At 71.7% G+C, this 26,843-nt stretch carries 17 protein-coding genes; 14 read left to right on the top strand and 3 right to left on the bottom strand.

Annotation, left to right across the window (positions count from 1 at the left end):
• The first annotated feature begins 25 nt into the window (after positions 1–25).
• From OG623_RS24825 to OG623_RS24800, 6 genes are all read left to right on the top strand, one after another.
• Positions 26–10,441, top strand: a complete 10,416-nt coding sequence (locus OG623_RS24825) for an amino acid adenylation domain-containing protein (RefSeq protein ID WP_406149334.1) — start codon at positions 26–28, stop codon at positions 10,439–10,441.
• A complete protein-coding gene (locus OG623_RS24820; RefSeq protein ID WP_406149332.1) occupies positions 10,438–10,644 on the top strand; it encodes an MbtH family protein in 207 nt (68 codons plus the stop codon). The genes OG623_RS24825 and OG623_RS24820 overlap by 4 nt, the downstream gene beginning before the upstream one ends.
• A gap of 44 nt (positions 10,645–10,688) precedes the next feature.
• Positions 10,689–11,705: an ATP-binding cassette domain-containing protein gene (locus OG623_RS24815; RefSeq protein WP_406149331.1), complete on the top strand. Its 1,017-nt coding sequence runs from the start codon at positions 10,689–10,691 to the stop codon at positions 11,703–11,705.
• Entirely contained in the window at positions 11,702–12,502 is an 801-nt protein-coding gene (locus tag OG623_RS24810; RefSeq protein WP_406149329.1) for an ABC transporter permease, read from the top strand. Before OG623_RS24815 ends, OG623_RS24810 begins: the two co-directional genes overlap by 4 nt.
• Before the next feature lie 179 nt (positions 12,503–12,681).
• Complete coding sequence (locus OG623_RS24805; RefSeq protein WP_406149327.1) at positions 12,682–13,704, top strand: glycoside hydrolase family 16 protein; 1,023 nt, start codon at positions 12,682–12,684, stop codon at positions 13,702–13,704.
• A gap of 323 nt (positions 13,705–14,027) precedes the next feature.
• A complete protein-coding gene (locus tag OG623_RS24800) occupies positions 14,028–17,309 on the top strand; it encodes a GH92 family glycosyl hydrolase (RefSeq protein ID WP_406149325.1) in 3,282 nt (1,093 codons plus the stop codon).
• 51 nt (positions 17,310–17,360) lie between these two features.
• Here the strand turns inward: OG623_RS24800 and OG623_RS24795 are convergent, their stop codons facing one another.
• Complete coding sequence (locus OG623_RS24795; RefSeq protein WP_406149323.1) at positions 17,361–18,119, bottom strand: cyclase family protein; 759 nt, start codon at positions 18,117–18,119, stop codon at positions 17,361–17,363.
• Positions 18,116–19,156 (bottom strand): DMT family transporter, encoded by a 1,041-nt coding sequence (locus tag OG623_RS24790; RefSeq protein ID WP_406151988.1) that lies wholly within the window; start codon positions 19,154–19,156, stop codon positions 18,116–18,118. Before OG623_RS24790 ends, OG623_RS24795 begins: the two co-directional genes overlap by 4 nt.
• A gap of 145 nt (positions 19,157–19,301) precedes the next feature.
• On the opposite strand from OG623_RS24790, the gene OG623_RS24785 reads away from it, so the two are divergent.
• Positions 19,302–20,213 (top strand): LysR family transcriptional regulator, encoded by a 912-nt coding sequence (locus tag OG623_RS24785; protein ID WP_406149322.1) that lies wholly within the window; start codon positions 19,302–19,304, stop codon positions 20,211–20,213.
• A 62-nt stretch (positions 20,214–20,275) separates the two neighbouring features.
• On the opposite strand, the gene OG623_RS24780 is transcribed toward OG623_RS24785, so the two are convergent.
• Positions 20,276–21,157, bottom strand: a complete 882-nt coding sequence (locus OG623_RS24780) for a ScbA/BarX family gamma-butyrolactone biosynthesis protein (RefSeq protein WP_406149321.1) — start codon at positions 21,155–21,157, stop codon at positions 20,276–20,278.
• 200 nt (positions 21,158–21,357) lie between these two features.
• Here OG623_RS24780 and OG623_RS24775 point away from each other — a divergent pair, with 200 nt between their 5' ends.
• The 7 genes from OG623_RS24775 (at position 21,358) to OG623_RS24745 (ending at position 26,786) form a co-directional block, all read left to right on the top strand.
• Complete coding sequence (locus OG623_RS24775) at positions 21,358–22,041, top strand: ScbR family autoregulator-binding transcription factor (protein WP_406149319.1); 684 nt, start codon at positions 21,358–21,360, stop codon at positions 22,039–22,041.
• Positions 22,011–22,994 (top strand): NAD-dependent epimerase/dehydratase family protein, encoded by a 984-nt coding sequence (locus OG623_RS24770; protein ID WP_406149318.1) that lies wholly within the window; start codon positions 22,011–22,013, stop codon positions 22,992–22,994. Before OG623_RS24775 ends, OG623_RS24770 begins: the two co-directional genes overlap by 31 nt.
• A gap of 274 nt (positions 22,995–23,268) precedes the next feature.
• Entirely contained in the window at positions 23,269–23,910 is a 642-nt protein-coding gene (locus OG623_RS24765; protein WP_406149317.1) for a TetR family transcriptional regulator, read from the top strand.
• Positions 23,911–23,965: 55 nt separating this feature from the next.
• Positions 23,966–24,727 (top strand): SDR family NAD(P)-dependent oxidoreductase, encoded by a 762-nt coding sequence (locus OG623_RS24760; RefSeq protein WP_406149316.1) that lies wholly within the window; start codon positions 23,966–23,968, stop codon positions 24,725–24,727.
• Positions 24,728–24,760: 33 nt separating this feature from the next.
• Positions 24,761–25,558, top strand: a complete 798-nt coding sequence (locus OG623_RS24755) for a carbon-nitrogen family hydrolase (protein ID WP_406149315.1) — start codon at positions 24,761–24,763, stop codon at positions 25,556–25,558.
• 323 nt (positions 25,559–25,881) lie between these two features.
• Positions 25,882–26,565, top strand: a complete 684-nt coding sequence (locus tag OG623_RS24750) for a hypothetical protein (RefSeq protein ID WP_406149314.1) — start codon at positions 25,882–25,884, stop codon at positions 26,563–26,565.
• On the top strand, positions 26,562–26,786 hold the full coding sequence (locus tag OG623_RS24745; RefSeq protein WP_406149313.1) for a transcriptional regulator: 225 nt from the start codon (positions 26,562–26,564) through the stop codon (positions 26,784–26,786). The genes OG623_RS24750 and OG623_RS24745 overlap by 4 nt, the downstream gene beginning before the upstream one ends.
• Positions 26,787–26,843 lie beyond the last annotated feature (57 nt).

Here is a 26,843-nt window from a genome sequence, read left to right as displayed (position 1 = left end):
ATGGTTCCCACCGAGGTGAGGACGCGTGACCGACGCACCGTACGACGGGCCTTCTGCCCCCACGCTCGCGCTGACCGCGGCCCAGCGCGGTCTCTGGTTCGCCCAGCGCATGGATGCGCGGAACCCGTCGTACAACGTGGCCGAGTACGCGGATATCCAGGGCCGGATCGACCCGGTGCTTCTGCGGGCCTCCGTGCGCAGGGTCGCGGACGAGCAGGAGGCGCTGCGTCTGACGTTCGGTACGCGCGACGGCGTTCCCTTCCAGCGCGTTCACGAGAGTGCGGACGTCGACGTTCCGCTGGTCGATCTGTCACGGTACGACGACCCGCGCGCCGAGGCGCTGCGGCGCATGGAGGAGTGCCTGAGCCGGCCGACGGACCTCGCCACAGGACCGCTCGTGCACATGACGCTCTACCGCCTGGCCGAAGAACACCATGTGTTCCACCAGCAGGTGCACCACCTGGCGCTCGACGGATACGGCGCCGCGCTCGCCCTCGCCCGGATCGCCGAGGTCTACACCGATTCCGTGGCCCCCGCCCCGCCGCCGGCCGGCCAGGGGCCACGGCCGGGACCCGCCCTCGGGTTGCTGATCGACGAGGAGGAGAGGTACCGGTCCTCCGGAAAGCACCGTGCGGACGGCGCGTTCTGGACGGACTACCTGGCAGGCGCCCCCACCCCCACCGGTCTGACCGACGAGCGGCGTTCCCCCGGGCACGGGGCGTTGCGGGTACGCCGGGAGTTCGCGGCCGCGGACGCCGAGCGGCTGCGCGCGGCGGCCAGGCGGGCGGGCACCGGATGGCCGACGCTGTTCATGACGGCCATGGCGGTCTATCTGCATCGCAGCCGGGGGCTCGGGGAGGTCGTCCTGGGACTGCCGGTGACCGGGCGGCGCACCCCGGTGGCCCGTGCGACGCCCGGCATGCTCAGCAACATCCTGCCGATGCGGCTGCGTATCTCCCCGTCCGACCGGGTGGCGGACGTCGCCAAGCAGGCGTCGGCCCAGGCGCGCAAGGTCCTGGCGCACCAGCGCTACCCGTCGGAGAGCCTGCGCCACGACCTCGGCCTGGCCGGTACCGACATTCCGCTGACCGGCCCATCGGTCAACGTCCTGGCCTTCGACGACCGCCTCAGCTTCGGTCCGCACCGGGCGACACTGCACAACCTCTCCATCGGCCCGGTGGAGGACATGGCCCTCGCCGTGCACGCCTCGTACGCCGACGGCGGATTCCATGTCGACCTGCTCGGCAACCCCGGTCTCTACACCCCGCAGGAGCTGGCAGCCCATCACGAGCGGTTGTGCCGCCTGATCGAGGCCTTCGCCGACGACGAGGAGCGGACGATCGGCAACCTGGACGTCGTCGGCGCCGACGACCGGCAGCAGGTACTCGGGCTCGGCGCCCTGACGCCCGTCGATCCCTGGGCACCGAGACCGGCCACCCTCCCCGAGCAGGTCGCCGGCCTGGCGCGGACCGCGCCCGGTGACACCGCGGTGGTCTGCGGCCACACCCGTCTCACCTTCGGTGAGCTCGACGCCGAGGTCGACGTCCTCGCCCGGGTGCTGGCCGCCAGGGGAGCCGGGCCGGGCGCCCGGGTGGCCGTCGGTCTGCCCCGGTCCACGGATCTGGTGGTGGCGATGGTGGCGGTGATGCGGACGGGCGCCGCGTATCTGCCGCTCGACCCCTCGTACCCCACCGACCGGCTGGCCTTCATGATCGAGGACTCACAGCCGATCGCGCTCGTCGCCACGGCTGAGACCGCACGCGCCATGGACCCGCGGGGCACACTTCCCCTGGTGGACCCGGCCCTGGCGGGCCTGGAGCCGGTGGTGGCAGAGCCGGCCGGGCCCGGCCTCCGGGACGCGGCGTACGTCATCTACACGTCAGGTTCCACCGGCAGGCCCAAGGGCGTCGTCGTGGAGCACCGCTCGCTGACCAACCTCCTCGAACACCACCGGCAGGAGACACACGCCCTGGCCGAGCGAACGCTCGGCCGCAGGCTGAGAGTCGCACTGACCGCGGCGACGTCCTTCGACGCCTCGTGGGACCCCGTGCTGTGGATGGTCGCCGGTCACGAACTGCACATCGTCGACGACGAGATCCGCCGCGACCCCGAAGCGCTGGTGGACTTCCTCGTCCGGCAGCGCATCGACGCCGTCGAGACCACCCCCACCTACCTGCGGCAGATGCTCACCGCCGGACTGCTCAGCGACCCTCGGCACCGGCCCCTGGTGATCGCCCTCGGTGGGGAGACCGTCGACGATGCCCTGTGGAACGAGCTCGCCGGCCAGGGCGGTCTGCTGGTCTTCAACTTCTACGGTCCCACCGAGACCACCGTCGACGCGGTGACCACCCGGATCACGGGCGGCACTCCGGCCATCGGGCGCCCGGTCGCGGGTGCCGGGGCCTATGTGCTCGACCCTTCGCTGCATCCGCTGCCGCGGGGCGCCACCGGTGAGCTGTACCTGTCCGGTGAAGGCGTGGCGCGGGGCTACTCCGGGCGCCCCGGGCTCACCTCGGAGCGATTCCTTCCTGATCCGTTCGGACCGCCCGGCGGACGGATGTACCGAACGGGAGACCTCGCCCGCTGGAGCGAGAAGGGCACTCTGGAGTTCCTGGGCCGCAGTGACCGCCAGCTCAAGGTGCGCGGCTACCGCGTCGAGACCGGCGAGGTCGAGTCCGCGCTGCGGAGCCTGCCGGGCGTCACCGAGGCGGCGGTCGCGCCGGCCGGGTCCCCTGACGAGGTGGGACGGCTCGCCGCGTACGTGGTGGGCGACGGCATCGGCGACCTCACGGACGTACGGGACGCCCTGGCCGGCCTGCTTCCCGAGCACATGGTGCCGACGGCATGGGCGACGGTGCCCCGGCTGCCGCTCACCCCGAACGGCAAGCTCGACACCGACCGCCTGCCGCAGGCCACGCCGGTCGCGGCCAGGGGCGGCGCACCGCGCACCCCCGACGAGGAACTGATGTGCTCGATCTTCGCCGAGTGCCTGGGCGTGCCCCGGACCGGCCGGGACGACAACTTCTTCCTGCTGGGCGGGCATTCGCTGCTGGCGACCCGCCTGGTCAGTCGCATACGCGGCGCCTTCGGCGTCGAGATGCCGATCCGTGTCCTCTTCAAGTCGCCGACCCCGGCCGGTCTCATCGCCGCACTGGACACCGCCCCGACCGCGCGGCCGCCGGTCGAGGCCGTCTCGCCGCGACCCGAGCGGCTGCCCCTGTCCTTCGGGCAGCAGCGGCTGTGGCTGCTCGATGAGCTGGGCGACACCGGCGCCGCCTATCACCTTCCGGTAGCGCTCAGGCTGTCGGGCCCGCTGGCCCGGGAAGCGCTCGTCGACGCGCTCGCCGACCTCACGGCACGGCACGAGAGTCTGCGCACCCTCTTCGCCGTCGACGAGGAGGGCCCGTACCAGCGCATCCTCACTCCGGAGGCCGCCCGCCCCACGCTCGTGGTGATGCCGGAGGGATCCACATCCATCGAGCCCGACCGCGCGCCCTTCGCCCTCGGCCGGGAACTGCCTCTGCGCGCCCAGCTGTTCCCTGTCGGTCAGTACGAGCACGTACTCGTACTGACGCTCCATCACATCGCGGCGGACGGCTGGTCGATGGGCCCGCTCCTGCACGACCTGGCGACCGCCTACACGGCGCGCGTCGCCGGCGAGATGCCCCGGTGGGACGCCCTTCCCGTGCAGTACGCCGACTACGCCCTGTGGCAGCGTGACCTGCTCGGCGACCCCCGGAACGGCGACAGCCCGGCCGGACGCCAGCTCGCACGCTGGGCGCAGATCCTCGAAGGGCTCCCCGAGGAACTGACCTTCCCCGCCGACCGCCCACGGCCGGCCCGGCCGTCCGGCCGGGGCGGGGCCGTTCCCGTACGGCTCGACGCCGACACGCACCGCGCGCTGGTACGGCTGGCCGCCGGCTGCGGGGCCAGCACGTTCATGGTGCTGCACGCGGCGCTGTCCGCCCTGATGACGCGCCTGGGCGCCGGTGACGACATCGCGATCGGTACGCCGGTGGCGGGGCGCACCGACGAGTCACTCGCCGACCTGGTGGGCTTCTTCGTTAACACACTGGTGCTGAGGGCCGACACGTCCGGTGCGCCGAGCCTGCGCGAGCTCGTGGAGCGGGTCCGAAGCGCCGATCTCGCGGCGTACACACTCCAGGACATCCCCTTCGAGCGCGTCGTGGAGGAGATAGCGCCAGCGCGTTCACTCTCCCGGCACCCTCTTTTCCAGGTCATGCTCAGCCTCAACAACACCCCGGCCCCCCGCCCCTCGCTGCCGGACCTCAGCGTCGCCCACGAGGCCTCCATCGGTCGCACCGGAGCCAAGTTCGATCTCACCTGGGACCTGACCGAGGAACACGACGACGACGGCGCGCCCGCCGGTGTGGGCGGCGAGATCGAGTTCAGCGACGACCTCTTCGACCGCAGCACGGTCGAGCGCTTCGCCGAGCACTTCACCCGCCTGGTGCGGGCGGCCCTCGCCGCCCCCGACCGTCCCACTGCCGACGTCGGCTTCCTGACACCCGACCAGTGCGACGCGGCCCTGGACGAACTGCCCCGGGCCACCCGGAAGCCGGTGGCCGGGTCGTCCGTCACCCGGGAGGGCACGGCCGACGAGGACCGGACGGTGGTGGACGTACTCACCACCCGCGCCGCCCTCCAGCCTGCCCGTACCGCCGTGGTCGCGTCCGACGGCCGCCTCAGCTTCGGGGAGCTGCTGGCGCGAAGCGAGCAGCTCGCCTGCCTGCTCAGGGACTCCGGGGTCGGCAGTGGCGACCGGGTGGCGGTGGCCCTGCCTCGCACATCGCTGCACATCGTGGCGCTGTTCGGTGTGCTGCGGGCCGGAGCCGTGTACGTACCGGTGGACCCCTCGCATCCCCGCTCCCGCAACCAGCTGATCCTCGACACCGCCGCGCCCCGGCTGCTGCTGACCACGGCCGGAACCCGGGACGCGCTGTCGCCGACCGCGGCGAGTCTGCTCATCGACGACCCGGCGGTGTGGCGCACGGCCGGGGGGATCCCTCCCAGGATGCCGCGCGCCCAGGACGCCGCCTACGTGCTCCACACCTCCGGGTCCACGGGCCTGCCCAAGGGTGTTGTCGTCGAGCACCGGTCCCTGACGAACCTCTTCACCAGCCACCGCGAGACGCTGATGGAGCCGGCCGAAGCCAGGAACAACGGCCTGCCGCTGCGGGTCGCGCTCACGGCTGCCATGACCTTCGACGCCTCCTGGGACCCGCTGCTGTGGATGGTCGCCGGACACGAACTGCATCTGGTGGACGACGCGACCCGCCGCGATCCCGAGGCGCTCACCGCTCTCGTGCACCACAGCGCGATCGATGTCGTCGAGACCACTCCTTCGTTCCTCGAACAGCTGCGCATCTGCGGCTTGTTCGCCCCCGGTCAGTCCCGCCCGCGGGTCCTCGCCCTGGGCGGCGAAGCTGTGGACGAGTCGCTGTGGCAGGAGCTGTCGACGCTGCGGGGCGTCGCGGTGTGGAACCTGTACGGGCCCACCGAGACCACGGTGGACAGCGTGATGGGCCGCATCACCACCGGTACCCGTCCCCACCTCGGTCACTCCGTCGCGGCCACCCGTGCCCGCGTACTCGACGAGCGGCTGCGTCCCATCGCTCCGGGCGGCACGGGTGAGCTGTACCTGTCCGGCGCCGGACTGGCCCGCGGGTACGAGAACCGTCCCTCCGCCACGGCGGCCCGGTTCCTGCCTGACCCGTACGGTGTCCCGGGCACCCGGATGTACCGCACGGGCGACCTCGTGCGGCGCAGAAAGGGCCGCCTCGAATACGTGGGGCGTGCTGACGGGCAGGTCAAGGTACGTGGATTCCGCATCGAGACCGGCGAGATCGCGACGGTGCTCACCGCACACCCCGACGTGGCACACGCCGCGGTCACCGTACGGACGGACGCCGGAGGCGAGGGACGGCTCGTGTCCTGGGTCGTCGCCTGCGACGGGCAGGAACTGTCCGCCCGCGCTCTGCGCGCCTACCTGGCCGACCGGCTCCCCGCCTACATGGTGCCGACGGCGGTCGTGCCCATGGCCGAGCTGCCGCTGACCGCACACGGCAAAGTGGACTTCACCGCGCTGTCCACGGCCGGGGACGCCTCCCGAGGAGCGATCGACACCGACCCGCCCCGGTCAGCGCAGGAGGAGATCCTGTGCGCCCTGTTCGCGGAGAGCCTCGGGCAGGAACAGGTCGGCCGGGGCGACGACTTCTTCGAGCTGGGCGGTCACTCGCTACTGGCCACCCGGCTCATCGGCCGGATCCGTTCGGCGTTCGGCGTGGAGCTGCCGGTCCGTACCCTCTTCGAGTCCACCACCCCGGTGGCGCTCGCCGAGCGGCTGGACGAGGCGGGTACGGCCCGCCCGGCGCTGCGAAAGGCCCCGAGGCCCGCCAGGACCCCGCTGTCCCCCGCACAGCAAAGGCTCTGGTTCCTGCACCAGTTGGACCCGGAGGCCGCCGCCTACCACATATCGGTCGCGGTGCGGCTGAGTGGCACCCTCGACCGTACGGCGCTGCACCGGGCGCTCGCCGACGTGACGGCCCGGCACGAGAGTCTGCGTACCCTCGTCGAGGTCAGCGGTGGCGAACCCTTCCAGGCCGTGCTCGCCGCCGGTGACGCGCGCCCCGGCATGCCGGTGACGACCCTCGACGATCCGGCTCTCGCACATGCTCTGCGGGAGGCGAGCGGGCGGCCGTTCGACCTGGCGCAGGAGATGCCGCTGCGCGCCGAGCTCTTCCGGCTGGCCGATGACCGGCACACCCTGCTGATCACGGTGCACCACATCGCGGCCGACGGGTGGTCGATGGGCCCGCTGGCCCAGGACCTGGCCGGTGCCTACGCGGCACGGACGGCCGGACGCTCGCCCAGCTGGACGGCGCTGCCGGTCCAGTACAGGGACTACACCCTGTGGCAGCGCGGGCTGCTCGGCAGTGCCGCCGACCCGGCCTCGCTGTCGGCTGCTCAACTGGCGTACTGGACCGCTGAGATGTCCGGGGCACCCGAGGAGACGCCTCTCCCCACGGACCGGCCCAGGCCCGCCGTCTCCGGCGGAAGCGGCGGCACGGTGGCCTTCCAGGTGCCCGCGGACACGACCGCGGGCATCGGCCGGCTGGCCAGGACGTCCGCGACCAGCACGTTCATGGTCCTGCACACCGCACTGGCGGCGCTCCTGCACCGGACGGGGGCCGGGGAGGACATCACCATCGGCACGCCTGTGGCCGGACGGACGGACGAGGCTCTCGAACCGCTCGTCGGCTTCTTCGTCAACACCCTCGCCCTGCGCACCGGCGTGCACCCGGAGACGACGTTCAGGGAGTTGCTCGCCCGGGTGCGGGAGACCGACCTGGCCGCCTACGCCCACCAGGAGCTCCCGTTCGAGCGCCTCGTGGAGGCCGTGCAGCCCACGCGCTCCCTCACCCGGCATCCCCTCTTTCAGGTGATGCTCACCCTCAACAACACCCGGCCGCCGCACCTGGAGCTGCCGGGCCTGCGGGCGCGGATGGACGGAGTCGACACCGGAGGAGCCAAGTTCGATCTCTCCTTCGGTTTCACCGAGCGGCCCGCGACCACGCCCGGCGAGCACATCCTCGACGGCACCCTGGAGTTCAGCCGGGATCTCTTCGACACGGGTACGGCACACCGGATCACGCGGTGGTTCCTGCGGCTGCTCGACCGGGCCGTGTCCGAACCCGGTACCAAGGTCGCCGACCTGGCCCTGACAGACGAGGCCGAGCAGCGGCGGCTGCTGCTCCTCGGCCATGGAGACGCGGCGTCCACCGGTCCGGCGACCGTCCTCGACCGGTTCGCCGAGACGGTCGCCGTATCCCGCAGCGGTGACATCGCGGTCACCGCACCGGACGGCAGGATCTCGTTCTCGGAGCTGGACACCCGTTCCGGACACATCGCCACCCTGCTGACGGAATCCGGTGTGCACCCCGGTGACGTGGTGGCCGTGCTGCTGCCCCGGTCCGTCGATTCCATCGCGGCCCTGCTGGGCGTGCTCAAGGCCGGTGGCGTGTACGCGCCAGTCGACGAGTTCCTCCCCCAAGCACGCATCGACGCCGTCCTCGACGACGCCCGCCCGCGGCTCGTCGTCACCGCCGACGCCACCGTCGGCCGGGTCGGGGACGGCCGGCCCCGGCTGGTGCTCGACAGCGCGGAACCGGCCCGCCACCTGGCGGCACCCGCCACTCCCAAGCCGGTCGTCCGTCCCGCGCCGGACTCCGCGGCGTACCTCATCCACACCTCGGGATCGACCGGTCGCCCCAAGGGGGTGCTCGTCGGGCACGGCTCGCTGGCCCGGCTGCTGGACCACCACCGACGGCAGGTCTTCGCCCCCGCGGTGCGCGCGAGCGGAGGCCGGCGACTGCGGGTGGCCCTGACCGCCGCCCTGTCGTTCGACGCCTCTCTCGACCCCGTGCTGTGGATGGTCGACGGACACCAGTTGCACGTGCTCGACGACCTGACCAGGCGCGACTCGGAAGCCTTCGTCGAAGCGGTACGCACCCGCCGCCTCGATGTCCTGGAGTCGACACCGAGCCACGTACGTCAGCTGCTGGACGCCGGTCTGCTCACACCGGGCAGCGAGCACCGCCCGTCGGTCGTCGTTCTCGGCGGCGAGGCGGTCCCGCAGGCGCTGTGGACCGCACTGCGCGAGGTGCCCGAGGTGCGGTCCTGGAACTTCTACGGCCCGACGGAAGCCACCATCGACACCCTCGTCACCCCGCTCGCCGAGGCCGACCGACCCGTCCTCGGCACGCCGACCACCGGCACCCGCGCCTATCTGCTGGACGCGCGGCTGCGTCCCGTACCGGTGGGCGTCGTCGGCGACCTGTATCTCGCGGGCGACAGCCTCGCGCTCGGCTACCACGGCCGGCCGGCCGATACGGCCCGCAGCTTCGTACCCGATCCGTACGGCCCCACGGGCGCACGGATGTACCGCACCGGAGACCGTGCGCGGCGCGGCAACGACGGCGCACTCGAATTCGCCGGACGCGCCGACAGCCAGATCAAGGTGCGCGGCTTCCGGGTCGAGCCCGACGAGATCGTGGCAGTGCTCGAAGCACACCCCGATGTCGTACGGGCCGCCGTGACCGCCGATGACGGCGGCCCGGCGGGCACACGACTCACCGCCTACCTGGTCCTGACCGAAGCGGCCGGACCAGCCGCCGTTCCTGCAGCGATTCGGGCCCACACAGCCCGCCATCTGCCCGCGTACATGGTCCCCACCGGTTGGCAGCTGCTGGACGGCATTCCGCTCACTCCCAGCGGCAAGCTGGACCGCAAGGCCCTGCCCGACCCGGCGCATGCCACCCTCGCCCACAGCACCGACGGCACCGACAGGGGCAGGGGCCCTCGCAATCCCCGCGAGGACGTGCTGTGTTCCCTCTTCGCGGAGGTACTCGGCGTCGAACAAGTGGGGGAACAGGTAGGGATCGACGACGACTTCTTCGCGCTGGGCGGACATTCCCTGCTCGCGACCCGGCTCATCGGCCGCATCCGCACGGCCCTCGGTGTCGAGGTCAGCATCCGCAGCCTCTTCGAGGCACCGAACGTCGCCGCGCTCGCGGAACGCCTCCTCGACGAAGCGGACGACAATCCGCTGGCGACACTGCTGCCGCTGCGCACCACCGGTGACCGCCCACCCCTGTTCTGTGTCCACCCGGCGGGCGGGCTGGCCTGGTCGTACGGCGGGTTGCTGCCCCACCTGGACCCCGGCCAGCCGGTGTACGGCCTGCAGACTCCCAACCTCGACGGCGCGGCCCCCTTCCCGGACAGCATGGAAGCGATGGCGGCCGTGTACGTCGCCGAGCTTCGCTCCGTGCAGCCGCACGGGCCGTACCACCTCTTCGGCTGGTCCTTCGGCGGCAACCTCGTACAGGAGGTCGCGGTACAGCTCCAGGAGGCCGGTGAGCACATCGCGTTGCTGACCATCCTCGACGCCTTCCCGATCGCGCCGTTGGACGACCTGGACAGCGCCGGCCGCGACACCGTGTTCCGTGCTCTGCTGTCCAACATCGGCGTGGGCGAGGAGGCCCTCGAAGGGGACGGCGAGGTCGAGGCGACCGCGGTCCGGGACGCGTTCCGCCGCAGCGGCAGTCCGCTCGGGTCTCTCGAACCCGCCACCATCGACACGATGGTGGACAACTTCGCCGGCCAGGCACGGCTGATGCGCGCGTACACCCCCCGTACCTTCCGCGGTCCCGTCCTCTTCTTCACCGCCACCGAGGGCCGCCCGCAAGACACCTTCGGACTCGAACTGTGGGCGCCGTACATCGACGGACACATCGAGAACCACGACGTGGCGTGCGCGCACGCCCAGATGATGCAGCCGGCTGCGCGGACGCAGATCGGCACGACTCTGGCCGCCGCACTGCGCGCCGGTCACGACACCGCACAAGGAGACCCCGCATGACGAACCCCTTCGACGACCCGCAGACCCGGCATCGCGTCCTCGTCAACGACGAGGGCCAGCATGCCCTGTGGCCGTCCTTCGCCGATGTCCCCGAAGGGTGGGAGACCGTTTTCGGCCCCGCCCCCCACCCCGTCTGCCTGGACTACGTGGAGGAGCACTGGACGGACATCACGCCCAGGAGCGCCCGCGTCGCCATGGCCTGAACCAGGCATGCGGCACCCAGATCCCCACGCGACGAGAGGCAGCGATGACGGAGCGGCAGGGCGACGCGGCGATACGCGCCGAAGGGCTCACCAAGAGCTTCGGGGACAAGCGAGCCCTGGCGGGTGTGGACCTGGAAGCCGCACCCGGCACCGTGCTGGGGGTGCTCGGCCCGAACGGGGCGGGCAAGACCACCGCGGTGCGCGTGCTGTCCACGCTGCTGAGGCCGGACGGGGGGCAGGCGTGGGTGGCCGGGCACGACGTGCGCAGGGACCCTGAAAGCGTGCGGCGTAGCCTCGGCCTCTCCGGCCAGTATGCCGCGGTCGACGAGAAACTGACCGGCCGCGAGAACCTCTATCTGGTCGCCCGCCTGTACGGGATGGGGCGGCACGCCGCCCGGCGCAGAGCGGGGATACTACTCGAAGGCTTCCGGCTCGAAGACGCCGCCGACCGGCCGAGCGGCACGTACTCCGGTGGAATGCGCCGACGCCTGGACCTGGCGGGTGCGCTGGTCGCCCGCCCGCCCGTCGTCGTGCTGGACGAGCCGACCACGGGGCTCGACCCGCGCAGCAGGGCCGACACCTGGGCGTCCGTCCAGGAACTCGTCGACGGCGGTACGACGGTCCTGCTCACCACGCAGTACCTGGAAGAGGCCGACCGGCTGGCCGACACCATCGTCGTCATCGAACACGGCCGTGTGGTCGCCCGGGGTTCGGCCTCCGAACTCAAGGGCCGGGTCGGCGGCGAGCGGCTGACGCTGACTGTCGCCGACCCCGCGGCGCACCTGGCGGCAGCCGAGATCCTCGGCGCCCTGGGCCCGCACGCGCCGGCCCTGGACTCCCGTACGGGGCGCTTCACCATCGCCACCGAGCACGGCGCTCAGAGCCTTGAGTACGCTCTCGGCTGCCTACGGCTGGCCAACATCGCCGTACGGGACGTGGCACTGGCGCCGCCCACCCTCGACGATGTCTTCCTGTCCCTGACCGGACGGCCGGAGGCCTCCCACGGCCCGGCGCCCGCCGGAAGGACCGTCGGCGCGGGCGCTGCGGAGGCAGGACGATGACGTCCCCGCGGCGGCTGGCCCGCGACTCGTCCATCGTCGCCTGGCGCAACCTTCTGAACCTGCGCCGCACCCCCGGCTCGGTGATCGCCGCCCTGGTGCAACCGGTGATGTTCGTACTGCTGCTGGCGTACGTCTTCGGGGGCAGCCTCGGCGGGGCGGACTACCGGACGTTCCTCATGGGCGGGATCTTCGCGCAGGCCGTCACCTTCAACTCGGCGTTCACCGCTCTGGGGCTGGCCAACGACATGGACAAGGGCATGGTCGACCGGTTCCGGTCGCTGCCCATGCCCAGGATGGCCGTGCTGCTGGGCCGCACGATGTCCGACCTGCTGATGAGCACCGTGACGCTGGTCGTCACCTCCCTGTGCGGGCTGCTGGTGGGGTGGCGCATCCGCGCGTCCGTCGGCGACGCACTGCTCGCGTACCTCCTGATCCTGCTGTTCGCCTTCGCCATGTCGTGGGTCGGCGCGGCCATCGGGCTGATGGCCCGCAGCGTGGAGGTGGCGCAGAGCGCCGGGCTGCTGTGGCTCTTCCCGGTGACCTTCGTGTCGTCGGCGTTCGTGTCGACGCACACGATGCCGGGGCCGCTGCGCGCGGTGGCGGAGTGGAACCCGGTCTCGGCCACGGCGACGGCCGTACGGAACCTCTTCGGCAACCCGGAGCCCGGAGGTGCCCCGGTGAGCGACGCGTGGCCGGTCGTCCACGCCCTGCCGTACGCACTCGGTTGCGCATGCCTGATCACTGGGGCGTTCATGCTGCTGGCTCTGACGCGCTTTCGCCGGGTGACCGTTGGCTGAGAACGCCCACCGCTGGTGAAAGCCCTGCATCAACTGACCGCCTCCTGCGCCCAGTTGCCTTCAAGAAGTGAACGCCACAAGCACCTTGACGGGTCCAGCCGCCGTGCCCGACAGTCGTCCGCAAGGTGGTTGAGAGCGCTCTCAGTCGCCTGTCCCCCCACCCCACGAAAGCAGACCCCATGAACAGGATCACTTCCTTCGGCAGGTCTCAAGGCATCTCCCCCGGCCCCGGACGCCACACCCGACGGCGTCTGCCGGCCACTCTCGCCGCACTCGCGCTCTGCCTGCCACTGGCCGGGCTCATGGGCGTGACGGGTCCCGCCGGGCTCTCCGGCGACACCGCCGCGGCCGCCGAACCGGCCGCACAAGCCCGTACAGCCGACGCCGACTGGACCACCATGTTCAGGGACGACTTCGACGGCGCGAGTGGAACAGGCCTCGACACCGCCGACTGGCTGTACGACATCGGCACCAGCTACCCCGGCGGCGCAGCCAACTGGGGCACCGGCGAGATCGAGACATCCACGGACTCGACGGACAACGTCTACCAGGACGGCTCGAGTCACCTGGTGATCAAGCCCATACGGGACGACTCGGGGCACTGGACGTCCGGCCGGGTGGAGACCCAGCGCACCGACTTCGCCGCACCCGAGGGCGGACAGATGCGGCTCAGCGCCTCCCTGAAGCAGCCCGACCCCGAGAGCGGACTCGGCTACTGGCCGGCCTTCTGGGCGATGGGCGCCGACGCCCGCCCCGCCGGGGCGACCAACTGGCCCAGCATCGGCGAGCTGGACATCATGGAGGACGTCAACGCGCTCAGCCAGCACTCCACCACCTTCCACTGCGGTGAGTGGGCGGGCGAGTGCAACGATCCCGACGGGATCAGCAGCGACCTGCAGGCCTGCGACGGCTGCCAGTCCGGGTATCACACGTACTCGGTGATCGTCGACCGCAGGGACGCCGACGCGGAGCAGCTGCGTTTCTACCTGGACGATGTCGAGACGTTCGCGGTGGACCAGGACCAGGTGTCCGACGCGACCTGGAAGGCCGCCGTCGACCATGGATTCTTCGCCATCTTCGATGTGGCGATCGGTGGTTCGTACCCGGACAAGGTCTGCGGCTGCACCTCCCCCGGGGCCGACATCACCTCCGGCGCGGAGATGAGCGTGGACTGGTTCGCGGCCGAGGTGAGTGAGTCCTGACCCACGACCGCGGATGACCCGGCCGGAGCTGTCCCGCCGTCGCCCGACGACGGCCGCGGGACAGCTCCGGCCCGTGCGCACCCGCGGCGCGGCGGAGCCTCGTGAGGCCTTGACACCCCCGGTGCGGCAGGAGGAGCATCCTCCCGTCGTTGACAACGTTGTCGGCACAGAATCGCCCGGGCAGGCAAACGGGCTTCCGCTCCGGCCCGTTGACCGTCCGTCACACACGAAGGGCAGGATCGGTGTCAGACACGCACAACCGCACGCACAGCCGTCGGACGCACCCCGGGCTCAGAGCTGTCAGCTGCGTTGCGGTGACCGCCATGGCCGCACTGGGGCTGGCCTCCACAGCCGCTCCCGCGTCGGCAGCATCTTCGTACACCACCGTCAAGGACCCGGTGTCGTACGTCCACCCGCTGATCGGCACCGCGAACGCGGGCAACACCTACCCGGGCGCCGTCCAGCCGTTCGGCATGCTGGCCTGGAGCCCGCAGAACTCGAAGGGCAAGCAGGTCTCGACGCCCGCCCCCGGCGGCTACCAGTACGACGCGACGAAGATCCGCGGCTTCAGCCTGACGCACCTCAACGGCGTCGGATGCTCCGGCGCGAACGGTGACATCCCGATCATGCCGTACGTGGGTGACGTCGACACCTCGCCCACAGCGGACGCGACCGACGCGAAGTACGCGAGCGACTTCTCGCACACGGACGAGACCGCCTCCCCCGGCTACTACAAGGTGGGCCTGGCCGGCGGCGTTTCGGCGGCACTCACCACGACCGCCCGCACCGGCACGGGCCGGTTCGGCTTCCCGGCCGACAAGCCCGCCAGCATGCTCTTCCGCACCTCGAACTCGGAGAGCGGCAGCACCGCCGCCACCGTGAAGATCGACAAGGCGGCGCGGACCGTGACGGGCTCGGTCTCCGCCGGCAACTTCTGCGGTCCGCAGAGCGCGAACAACCGCAAGGACCTCTACACGCTCTACTTCACCGCCCACTTCGACAAGGACTTCGCGAAGGTCGGCACCTGGACGGACGACACCGTCGCCCCCGGCTCCACCTCGGCCTCCGGCGGTACGGGGTACAGCTCGTCCGGCAACCCCGTGGCGGGCAAGGGTTCAGGGGCGTACATCACCTTCGCCGACGGCACCACCGACGCGCAGGCCAAGGTCGCTGTCTCCTACGTCAGCGCGCAGAACGCGGAGGACAACCTCAGCGCGGAGAACGGGCGTCACGAGACCTTCGACTCCGTCAGGAAGCAGGCCGCCAGGACCTGGAACAAGGCGCTGAGGACGATCGAGGTGGGCGGCGGTACCGACGCCCAGCGGTCCACCTTCTACACCGCGCTGTACCACTCCATGCTGGAACCCACCCTGACCAACGACGTGGACGGCCGCTACCTCGGCTCCGACCGCAAACCGCACCGGCTCGCCAAGGGGCAGAAGGCGCAGTACGGCACCTTCTCCGGCTGGGACCAGTACCGCGCGCAGGTGCAGCTGATGACGCTGGTCAACCCGCGGGCGGGCAGCGACTACGCCCAGTCCCTCTACAACTACGCGAGCCAGAACGACGGCGAGTGGGACCGCTGGCTGCTGGAGAACGGCAAGACAAGCGTGATGTCGGGTGACCCGTCGGACGCGGCGCTCGCCGGGATCTACGCCTTCGGCGGCCACGACTTCGACGTCAAGGGGGCGCTGAAGTCGCTGGTGAAGGCGGCCACCGTACCGACGGCGAACGACTCCGACAGCTCGGGCTGCAACGTCGAGTGCGTGGGCCAGCGGCCCGCGCTCGACAAGTACCTGGAGCTCGGCTACGTACCGGCCGACAACTGCCACTGCTGGGGCGGCGCCGCCGAGACGCTGGAGGACGCGGCGGCCGACTACGGTCTGTCCGAGCTGTCCCGGCAGACCGGGAACACCGCGGACGCGAAGAAGTTCCTGGAGCGCTCGGGCAACTGGTCGAACGTCTTCGACGCCAACGCCACAGCCGACGGCGGGTACATCCGCGACCGCAAGGCCGACGGCACCTGGGCCGGGACCTTCACACCGGGCACCGGCAGCGGTTTCGTCGAGGGCTCCAGCGCGCGCTACACCTGGATGGTCTACTCCGACGTCGCCGGGCTCGCCGGCGCGATGGGCGGGAAGGACGCGGCGGTGGAGCGGCTGGACGCCTTCTTCCGCACCCCGGACGGGAAGTTCGACTTCACGGCGGAGGACGCCACCCGCTACGACCCGACCAACGAGCCCGACATCAACGCCCCTTACCTGTACAACTACCTCGGTGCCCCGTACCGGACGCAGGAGACGGTCCGCGCCGAGGTGGACCAGCTGTGGACCGACGCGCCTGGCGGCATTCCCGGCAACGACGACGCCGGCACCATGTCGTCCTGGTACGTCTTCTCCGCGCTGGGCATGTACCCGCAGAACCCCAGCCGCGCCGACCTGGTCCTCACCGCTCCGCTGTTCCCGCACGCGGTGGTGCACACCGGCCACGGGAAGACCCTCACGATCAAGGCGCCGGCCGCCTCGTCGGCCAACAGCTACATCCACGGCCTGAAGGTCGACGGCCGCACCTCCGACAAGCCGTGGGTCCCGGCCTCGTTCGTCACCCGTGGCGGCACGCTGGACTACACGCTCGGCGCGACGGCCGACCCCTCCTGGGGCAGCGCGGCGAGCGACGCCCCGCCGTCCTTCCCCGGCGGCGGCGTGAAGTACTTCACCGGCGCCACCCCGGAGCAGGTGAAGACCGAGCCCGGTTCGGGCGGCGCGGAGACCACCGTCAAGGTGCAGAGCCTTCAGTCCGGGTCCACCTCGGTGCACTGGACGGCGACGGCTCCGGCCGGTGTCACCGTCACACCGGCGGAGGGCGATTTCACCGTCCCGGCCGGCGGCTCGGTGAACGCGAAGCTCGCCGTGTCGGCCGGGGCGGACACGGCCGAGGGCCACTACACGGTCCCGGTGACGCTGAAGTCCTCCGACGGGACCGAACTCCCGAAGACCTCGTTCGCGGTGACCGTCGCCGAGAAGAACGGTCTGCTGTGGAACCGCAACAGCACCGGCATCTCCACCGACGACACGGAACCGCAGGCCGACTTCGACGGTGAGGGCTGGAGTTACTCGGCCGCCGCGCTCGCCGCTGCGGGCGCGACACCGGGCGGCACGGTCTCGTCCGACGGATTCGACTTCACCTGGCCCGAGGTGGGCGCCGGCGACCCCGACAACATCGAGGTGACCGGCACCACCCCGCAGGTGCTGAACGTCCACCCCGCCGACGGCGACACGAAGCTGAGCCTGCTGGGCAGCGCCGCCGAGGGCGCGGCCGACGGCAAGCTGACGCTGACGTACACCGACGGCACCACACAACAGGCCGACATCGGCTTCAGCGACTGGACGCTGGACGGGGGCTCCGGGCAGCCGTCGTACGGCAACACGGTGGCGGTCCACACCACGTACCGCGACGTCCAGGGCGGCGGCAAGGACCCGGTGGGCACCGAGGTCTTCTCCTCGGCGCCGATCACGCTCCAGGCGGGCAAGCAGCTGGCGAGCGTGACGCTTCCCTCCACCACGAGCGGCGGAATCATCCACGTCTTCGCGGTGGCCACCGCCTGATCGTGGTTCAGCCGGCAGGGGACGAGGTGAAGGCGGCCCGAACGGCCGCCTTCACCGGTGGATCGCGAACACCCGGGCCGGGAATCCCGAACCGCCGTACGGTTTGGGCCAGCTGGCGACGATCAGGGCGCCCGCCTCCGGGAGCCCCTCCAGGTTGGTCAGCAGCTCGATCTGCCAGCGGTCACGGTCCAGCACGTACCGCTCAAGACCGTGGTCGCCCTCGGAGACGGCGAGCCCCGGGTCCGTGTCGGACTGTTCATGGCCGACGGCGGTGACACCGGCGTCCTCGATCAGATGGCGCAGGACGTCGGCCGACCAGCCGGGCCGGTGGCTCACACCCGCCTCGTCCGTGTTGGCCATCGCCACCGGGTCCGGCCAGCGCCGGCTCCATCCGGTGCGCAGAGCGACGAACGAGCCTGCCGGAACGGGTCCGTTGCGGCGCTCCCAGGACCTCACGTCGTCCAGGGTGGGGGTGGCGTCGGGGTCGGTCTCCACCCGGGCGGAGATGTCGAGCACCACCAGCGGGAGAACCATCTCGCTCACCGGGATCCGGTCCAGCGTGCGGGCCCCGGCCACGAAGTGGGCGGGCGGGTCGACATGGGTGCCCCACTGGCCCACCAGGCAGTAGCGGTGGACGGTGAATCCGTCGCCCCGGTCCAGATCGAAGGGCGTCTCACGCTGTTCGTCGTCGAAGCCCGGGAAATGCGGCTGGCCCGGCCGGAACGCATGGGTGAGGTCCGTGTGGACGGCTCCTTCGGTCAGCTCGCGGTACACCTGCCACAGCCCCGGCCGGGGTGCTCCCGCGGTCATCGGGCGTCCTGCGGTCCGGCCGGGCGGGCGGGCGCCGGGTCCTCGGCGAGCGGCACACCCTCGGCGAGCGGTGCTCCCCCGGCGACCGGCTCCCGTGGAACGGGGTCGGCGACCGCCGACGGCACGGGCGCCGCCGTCACGGTGACGGGCGGGACGCCCTGCCGGCGCGTCATCCCCACCCCGAGCAGGACGACGACCATGCCCAGCACCACCCGGACGCCGATGTCCTCGCTCAGGAAGACCGCTCCGAGGAGCACGGAGACGACGGGCAGGAGGTAGCCGACCACGGCGGCGCTGGTGGCGCCCTCGTCGTTGATGATCCGGTAGGTGAGGTGGAAGGTGATGGCGGTGCAGAAGACGCTCAGCACGATGGCCGCGACGACGACCGTCGGGCTGGGGTCGATCGACTGCAACCCTCCGATCGGCACGGCGACGGCCGTCAGTCCGCCGGCGGCGACGAGCTGGGCCGCGGAGAGCGAGATGGTGGGATTGCCCTTACGGACCAGGGTGCGACCCATGTAGGTGAAGGCGACGGCGTAGCTGGCGGCCGCGCCGAGGATGGCGAGGGTGCCCCAGCCCGTGGCACCGGTCGCCTGCCAAGGGGCGAAGATCAGGATCGTGCCGGCGAAGCCGAGCAACAGGCCGGCCAGGCGGACCGGGCCGATTCCGCGTTCGGAGCCGAGGGCGAGGCCCAGGACGATCGACCAGAGCGGGGTCGTGGCGTTCAGTACGCCGGCGAGCCCGGAGTCGACACTCTGCTGGCCCAGGCTGAACAAGGCGAAAGGGAGCGCGTTGCAGAAGAAGGCCGCGATGACGATGTGCCGCCAGATGGCGAAACCCCGGGGCAGCCTGTTGCCCGTCGCGTAACAGGCGACGACGAGGACGAGTGCGCCGAGGACACAGCGCGCGAAGGTGACCTGGAGAGGGGAGAGCCCGCGCAGGGCCAGCTCGATCCAGAGGAACGTCGAGCCCCACAGCAGGGCGAGCACCGCGATCCGCAACCCGCCCCAGAGGCTCCGCGTACTGCTGTTCACGATGCTTCCTCCACTCGGTTCAGCACGGCTCCGTGACAAAACCTCAGCGGCCCCCGGCGCTCGGCCGGTGTCACGGTTCTTCGAAGGTGCCTCAGCCCAGCCGTGAAGACAAGCAAATGGTTCTACCTGATCCGTTAAGCTGTACTACATGCTCGATGTGAGAAGACTGCAGGTCCTGCGCGCGGTGGTCAGCAGCGGTACGGTCACAGCCGCCGCCGCACACCTCGGCTACACACCCTCCGCCGTCAGCCAGCAGATGGCGGCGCTGGAGAAGCAGGCGGGCACCGCGCTGCTGGAGCGGGTGGGCCGTGGTGTGCGCCCCACCGCGGCCGGCCTGCTGCTCACCGAGCACGCGGCGCTGATCAGCTCGGCGGTCGCCCAGGCGGAGACCGCGCTCGCCGATCTCCGCGCCGGCCGCACCGGGCGGCTGTCGGTGCGCTACTTCGCCACCGCCGGTTCCGCGCTGGTGGCGCCCGCCCTGGCCGGGCTCCGCGCCGAGCACCCCGGCATCCGGATCGACGCCGAGCTGACCGATCCGGAGGACCCGCTCCAGGAGCTGGTGCGGGGACGGGCCGACCTGGCCGTGGTCGTCCAGGGACCGGGCCGGGTCGGCAGGGGCTTCCGGCTCGTCCACCTCCTCGACGACCCGTACGCCGCGGTGCTGCCGCTCGACCATCCACTCGCCCACCAGGAGATCGTCGATCTGCACGATCTCTCCGGCGAGCAGTGGGTGGGCTGCGAGCCGCCAGGACCCTGCCTGGAGGCCGTGATCGACTCCTGCGCCGCGGCCGGGTTCAGCCCCGACTTCGTCATCCGGAGCGAGGACTACGCCACCGCGCAGGGTTTCGTCGCGGGCGGGCTCGGCGTGGCACTGATGCCGGGTCTGGGACTGCGCGACCGCCACCCCGGAGTCGTCGTGCGCCCGGTCCGCAACCCCGAACCCGTCCGGGTGATCTCGGCCGTCGTCCGGGAGGCGGCACTCGAACAGCACGCGTTGCGCGGCCTGTTGGGTGCACTCCAGGAGGCGGCCGCTTCCTCGGGCCCGCCCGGGACCGGCTGACGGCGGCGGAGCCGGGAGCCCGAGGCGCCGGGCCCGGCACGCCGGAGGGGCGGGCGGGTGCCTCAGGCCACACCGGGGAAGAGCGCGCCGGGCAGGGCCGCCAGGGTCACCACGCTGGAGAAGATCTCCCGGTCGTGCTGCCGGGCACTGATCCGCACCTTGCCGGGGTCCGCCAGCCGCTCGGCCGCGAGGGCACAGGGGGCGTCCATCTCGGCGTACTTCACGAAGTCGGAGTCCATGCCGGTGACGGCCATCGGCCAGGGATGCACCATCGACAGTGCGGCCTGGCGGGCGGCCTCCAGCAGCAGCATGCCGGGGACGTGGTCGACAAGGTGGTCGAAGAGGACGGGGTGGGTCGTGTCGACGCGCAGTTCCCAGCGGTCGGGGCGGTTGGTGGCGGACAGCACCACGTCTTCGAACCGGTCGCGGCCGAACGGGGCGAGGCCCGCCGGCGGCGCCAAGGGTAAGGCTCCCGACGTGGACGCGGCGGCGTCGGCGTACCCGCCGCGCAGCCTGTTGTAGACCGTGCGGTCCTGGATGGTGAAGCGGGAGCGGGCGTTGGCCATCGGCCGGCCCGCGCGTTCGACGTCGACGTGGAGGGATATCGCGGCGGCGCGCTCCCGGCGGTACGTCACGTCGTCGCAGGTGATGTGCAGTTCCAGCTCGGCCGGGTCTCCGTCGGCGAAGGTCACCTCCGGGTCGAGCGTCCAGCTGAAGTCCTTCCACAGTAACTGGTGGCCGGCCGGCACCTGGTAGGCACCGTGGGACAGCAGTGGCAGCGTCTGGCGTACGGTCTCACTGAGGAGAAGCGGGTCGTGCAGCCCTTGGCGGCTGACGTAGAACGGATGTGCGGCTGGCCAGGCGGCTGTCACGGTGAAGGCGTCGGGCGCCGTCCTGCGCCAGCCGCGGAGCAGCACTTCGTTCTGGTTCGTCTTGTGCGTCATTGCGGCGGAAACCGCATCAAAACGGCTTTCGATGGCGCGCTGGACAAGGCTCACAGACATGGTTGGTCCCCTTGATGCAGTGGCTCGCGACTGGGCACACGCAGATGAGACGAAGGCGTTCGCGGTGACACGAACACGCCGACGTGAATAAAATAGAGGTCGTTCTTTTTGTTTGTCTACAGGTACAAGGGAGACCGCCGATGACCCGGCAACGGCAGGAACGCGCCGAACGCACCCGCTCCGCACTCATCCACGCGGCCGCGGAGGCATTTGACCAGGTCGGATACCACGGGGCGGGGCTGAACTCGATCCTTCAGAAGGCAGGCATCACCACGGGCGCGATGTACTTCCACTTCAAGTCGAAGCAGGACCTGGCCCGTGCGGTCGTCGTCGAACAGGCAGCCGAACTGCAGTGGCCGGGCGAAGGGGCGGGCCTTCAGCAGCTGATCGACGTGTGCCAGTACCTCGCCGTGGAGATGCGCTCCAACGTCCTCTTCCGGGCGGGCGTCCGGCTCGCCGTCGAACAGAGCGAGGTGAACCTGCTCGACTACTCGATCTACGACTGGTGGGCCGAGCAGTTCCGCGCGCATCTGACCGAGGCCCGCGAAATGGGCCAACTGCGCCCGGGCGTCGACGAGCACGCATATCCGCCGGTGATCGTCGCCGCCTACACCGGCACGCAGATCATGTCCCGGCTCGCCACCAACCGCGCCGACCTGCCCGAGCTCATAGAGAACATGCTCCGATGTCTGCTGCCGGCCCTCGCACCACCGGAGGTGATGGACACGCTGATCTTCCCGCAGAACGCCGCGGACAGAATCCCGGGCGGGGCGGAGCCCGAGGCGCGGGAGGCGTGGGAACTCCCCGGCAGGGCCACGCGGTGAGCCCCGTACGCGTGCTGCTGACCGGCTCGACCGGGTTCGTGGGCCGGGCGGTGCTCGACCGGCTGCTGCGCGAGCGCGCGGACGGTGCCGACGTCGAGGTGCGCACCGTCACCCGCGGCGTCCCCACCGGCCCGGCGGCGCCCCCGGGCGTGGACCGGGTGTACGCGGACCTGGCCGATCCCGGCTCGCTCGGCGACGCGGCGGAGGGCACCGACGTCCTCGTCCATCTCGCCTGCCGGGTCGATGGCGACGCCGAGGAGTGCGAGCGGACCAACGTCGGCGGCACCCGCGCGATCGTCGGAGCGGCGCGGCGTGCCGGCGTGCGACGCATCGTCCAGCTGTCCACGGCCGCCGTGTACGGACCCGGCCCCCACCGGGGCATCCCCGTCGACGGGGTCGCCCCGGCCCCCGTGTCCGCCGCCAGCCGGACCCGGCTGGCGGCGGAGCGGATCGTGCTCGACGCGGGCGGCGTCGTGCTCCGGCCCGGACTCGTCCTCGGCACGGGGGACCGCTGGGTCGTACCCGCGCTGGGCGAACTGCTGCGGCGGGTGCCGCACCGCTGGGACGGGGGACGTGGACGGTTGTCGGCCGTGGACGTCGAGGACCTGGCCCGGCTGCTCGGCTCCCTGGCCACGACGCCCGGGGACCTGCCCCACGGCGTGCACCACGCCAGCCACCCGGTGCCGGTGCGCAACCATGACCTCATGGCGCGCCTCACCGAACTGGCCGTGCTGCCCCGGGTCACCGGCGACCTGCCCTGGGAGCGGTGCCTGGCGCTGCTGCGGGAAACCCCTGGCCGCGTCAGCGAGAGACAGTTCGCCCTGCTGGCCCGCGACCACTGGTACGCGAGTGAGGAGATCTGGCGGCTCACCGGGGTCGCTCCAGGACCTGGCCCGCTGGACCGGCTGGCCGGGGCCGCGGACTGGTACCGGACCCGGATGGCGACAGGCTGACCACAAGGGCTCGGAGGGTTCCGCCTCCGGGCCGGACGCCCACCCGGATGGTGTGGCGACGCCCTGTCCGGTGCAACCGACTTGGCGAAATCGTCCCGGGGTCGGGAGCAGGAGGAGTCTGCGAGGTGCGCCGGAGGTACGTTCGCAGGAACAGGGGGCCGTGCCTTCTCGACGTACGCCCGGAAAGCGGGCGGTCGGCGGGGCGCGGAGACCCCCACCCCTCGCTGCCCGGAGCGCACATCGCCGTCCGGGCGACCCGTGGGGGTCAGTTCCCGTGAAGGATGCCGAGGTCGATCCCGTGGTGAAGCAGGTGAGAGCGGAACGCACCCGGCAGGCCCTGATCGCCGCGGCGGCCGCCGAGTTCGACCGGCAGGGATATGCCGGGACCTCGCTGTCCGCCGTGCATCGGGCCTGTGGGGTGACGATGGGAGCGCTCAGCTTCCACTTCCCGGCGAAGGCCGAACTGGCCAGGGCGGTCTGCCTCCATGCCGAGGACATCACCCGGGAGGAGCTGGCACGGCTTGTTCCGGCCCCTCCGGTCACCGATTTCACCCTCGCGGTCGCCACACTCCTCGACGAGGAGATCAGCGTCCGCGCGACGGCCAGGCTCACCCGGGAGGAGGCCGTCCCGTCCTGCTGGCAGACGCTCTGGCGGGACGCCCTGCGGAACGTGGTCGCCCAGGTCCGTGAGCGGCCGGGAGCCGGTCCCGGGCCCGACGAACTGGAGCTGGTCGCGGTCTATCTGATGGCGGGCGCCGAATCGGCCCTGCGGGCGGGCCACAGCGGCAAGGAGGTCCGCGCACAGCTGGAGCGGCTGTGGTCCCTGATACTCGGCAGGCGTCCGTCGCCGGGCCGGGTGCCGGTGGCCCGCAGGCTCGCCGCCGACGACTGTACGACTGCCTCGCCCCCGCCCTGAGGCTCGCCGCGTGACCGTACGCGTAACGAATTCCTACGACGAAAAGGCTGGATCCATGACTCGACGCTGCGCGCTCGTCACCGGTGGTTCCCGGGGCATCGGGGCCGCCATCGCGACCGAACTCGCCGTCACCGGGCACCGGGTGGCCGTGCACTGCCGGGCCGACTCCACTGCCGCGAAGGCGGTGCTCGAGTCCCTGCCGGGCACCGGCCACGCCCTGGTCACCGGAGACGTCGGAGCGCCCGGAGCGGCCCGCGAGATCATGGAGTCCGCGGTGAACCAGCTGGGAGCGGTCGACGTACTGGTCAACAACGCCGGTGTCTACGCCGAGCATCCCGTCGCCACCACCACCTACGAGGACTGGCAGGCGGACTGGCGACGCCTGGTCGACGTGAACCTGTTCGGACCTGCCGATCTGATCTGGCACCACGTCGAGCACCTCCAGCGCCGGCTCCAGGGGGCGCAGGGTGCGCGCATCATCAACGTCGGCTCGCGGGGCGCCTATCGCGGCGAACCCGACGCCCCCGCCTACGGGGCGACGAAGGCGGCCCTCCACGCCCTGACCCAGTCGCTCGCCCAGTCGCTGGGCCCGCTCGGCATCGCGGTGACCGCCGTCGCTCCCGGGTTCGTCCGCACCGACCTCACCGAACCCATGCTCGTCGGACCCGCCGAGGAGCAGGTGAGCAGGCAGAGCCCGCTCGGCAGGATCGCCGCTCCCACGGACATCGCCGCCGCCGTGTCCTGGCTGAGCAGCGCGCAGGCGGAGTGGTGCAGCGGCACCGTGCTCGACGTCAACGGCGCCTCCCACCTGCGCTGACCCGCCCGCCGATCCTCCACGAACGGAGACACCGTGCGCGCCGCACTTCTACAGATCGCCGTACGACCGGAAGAGACCCCGGCCGAGCGCCGGGCCAGAGCCGCGGACCTCGTCCGCGAGCAGCACACCGCCGACCTGGTGATCCTGCCGGAGCTCTGGACGGTCGGCGCGTTCGACTTCGACGCGTTCCACGACCACGGGGAGTCGCTGGACGGCGCCACGGCCCGCACGATGAGCGAGGCCGCCGCGTCGGCGCGGGTCTGGCTGCACGCGGGGTCGATCATCGAACGCGCCCCGCAAGGGACCCTCTACAACACCTCTCTCGTCTTCGGGCCCGACGGTACGCCGAGGCAGCGGTACCGGAAGATCCACCGCTTCGGCTTCGACCGGGGCGAGGCCGCTCTGCTGGCCCGGGGCGAGGAGCCGGTCACCGTCACGCTCGGCGACAGAGGGCCGACGGCCGGGCTCGCCACCTGCTACGACCTGCGGTTCCCCGAGCAGTTCCGCATGCTGGTGGACGCCGGTGCCGAGATGTTCCTCATCCCGGCCGGCTGGCCGACGGCCCGCCGCGCCCACTGGTCCCTGCTGGCCCGCGCCCGTGCCGTCGAGTCGCAGGCGTACGTGCTCGCCTGCGGAACCGCCGGTACGCACGCCGGGGTGGAACAGGCCGGCCACAGCCTGGTGGTCGACCCGTGGGGCGAGGTGGTCGCCGAGGCGGGGGCCGGGGAGGAGACGCTCGTCGTCGATCTCGACCCGGAACTCGTCACGAAGACACGTACCGACTTCCCCGCACTGCGCGACCGAGTGCTCGGTGCACCCGCTCCCCGCTGACAGGCCCCGACGACGGATGCCGCTCGCCCCGCATGCTCCGGGGCGAGCGGCATCCGTCGTTCGTGCCCCTGGGCTCTGTCGGACAGCCCCTCGCCCTCGTCGACCACGGCCGAAGTCATCGCCAACCACCGTGCCGGACACGTCAGTTGACTACTTCTCAGCGAACCCTTGCGGTCGGCCCAGCAACTGTGTAACACTCTTTCGCGAGGCAGTCTGCCCAATTCCAGGAGTCTTCGCACTGCCGTCGCGCCGCCATAGAGCGGCGCTTTTTTGTTCTCCTGACACGGTCCTGTTTCTCCCCGAAGGTGAGGCGACCCGTACCCATGGCCGACCCGAAACCCTCGCAGCCCCTCACGAAGCAGTGCACGTCGAGCCGATGCCGTCGGGCGTCCCGCACCGACACTCTTCGGAGCAGGCGCGCCGCACCCGGTGCGCTGCTCTGCGGATCCTGCCGGCGTGCCCTGGCGGCCGATCTGGCCGCGCTGCCCGCGCTGCACCACGACAGCGAGCAGCAACTCGTACTCCCCGCTCGGCAGCGGAGCCTGGTGCGGGCCACCGGCCACCGGCCCGTGGCTCCGCCCGTGGACGACACCGCGCTCGAGGCCCGCCACGACGCCGTCGTACGCCTGGCGTCGTGGGCCCGGCTCGTGCTCGACGAGGCCGACTCCGCCGAGGCACCGCCGGAGCGGACCGTCCCCGGGCTGGCCGCCTTCCTCGGCCGGCATGCGGACTTCCTGGCCGCACATCCCGCCGCGGGCCCGGCTGCCGACGAAATCGGCCGTGTGGCCGCAGCACTGCGGCGCGTCGTGGCGCCGCCCCGGCCGGAACTCGTACCGCTCGGCCGGTGCGTCGAACCGGACTGCGACGCCGAGGTATCGCTCCCCGCGCGCGGCGGCGACCTGGTGCTGCGCGGGCCGATGTGCACGGCGGGGCATGTGCTCACGCCGCGCCAGTGGCTGCTCGTGAAGCGTCGTCAACAAATCGAGCAGGCAGGGGAGCCGGCATGAAGGCCGAGCACCCCGCACGCGGCACGCGCGTCCCCACCTCGCTCGCGGCACTCGCCCTCGGGGTCCGCGAGGGCACGATCCGCCAGTGGGCCAGGCGCGGCCGGATCACCCGGTACGGGACCAAGCGCCAAGCCCTGTACGACCTGAACGAGCTCGCCGCGCTCGCGGCGGGCGAGGGCGACGGCACCGCGGCCGGCCCCGCCCACCCGAACGGCGCCTGACCCACCCGCGCCGACCCCGTTCACACCACCGCCCGGCGACCGCCGCGCGGCGCCGAC

It is taken from the genome of Streptomyces sp. NBC_01012 (assembly GCF_045162755.1).
GTDB lineage: Bacteria > Actinomycetota > Actinomycetes > Streptomycetales > Streptomycetaceae > Streptomyces.
Note: the sequence above shows the minus strand (reverse complement) of the source record. Positions and strands in the feature narration are given on the sequence as shown.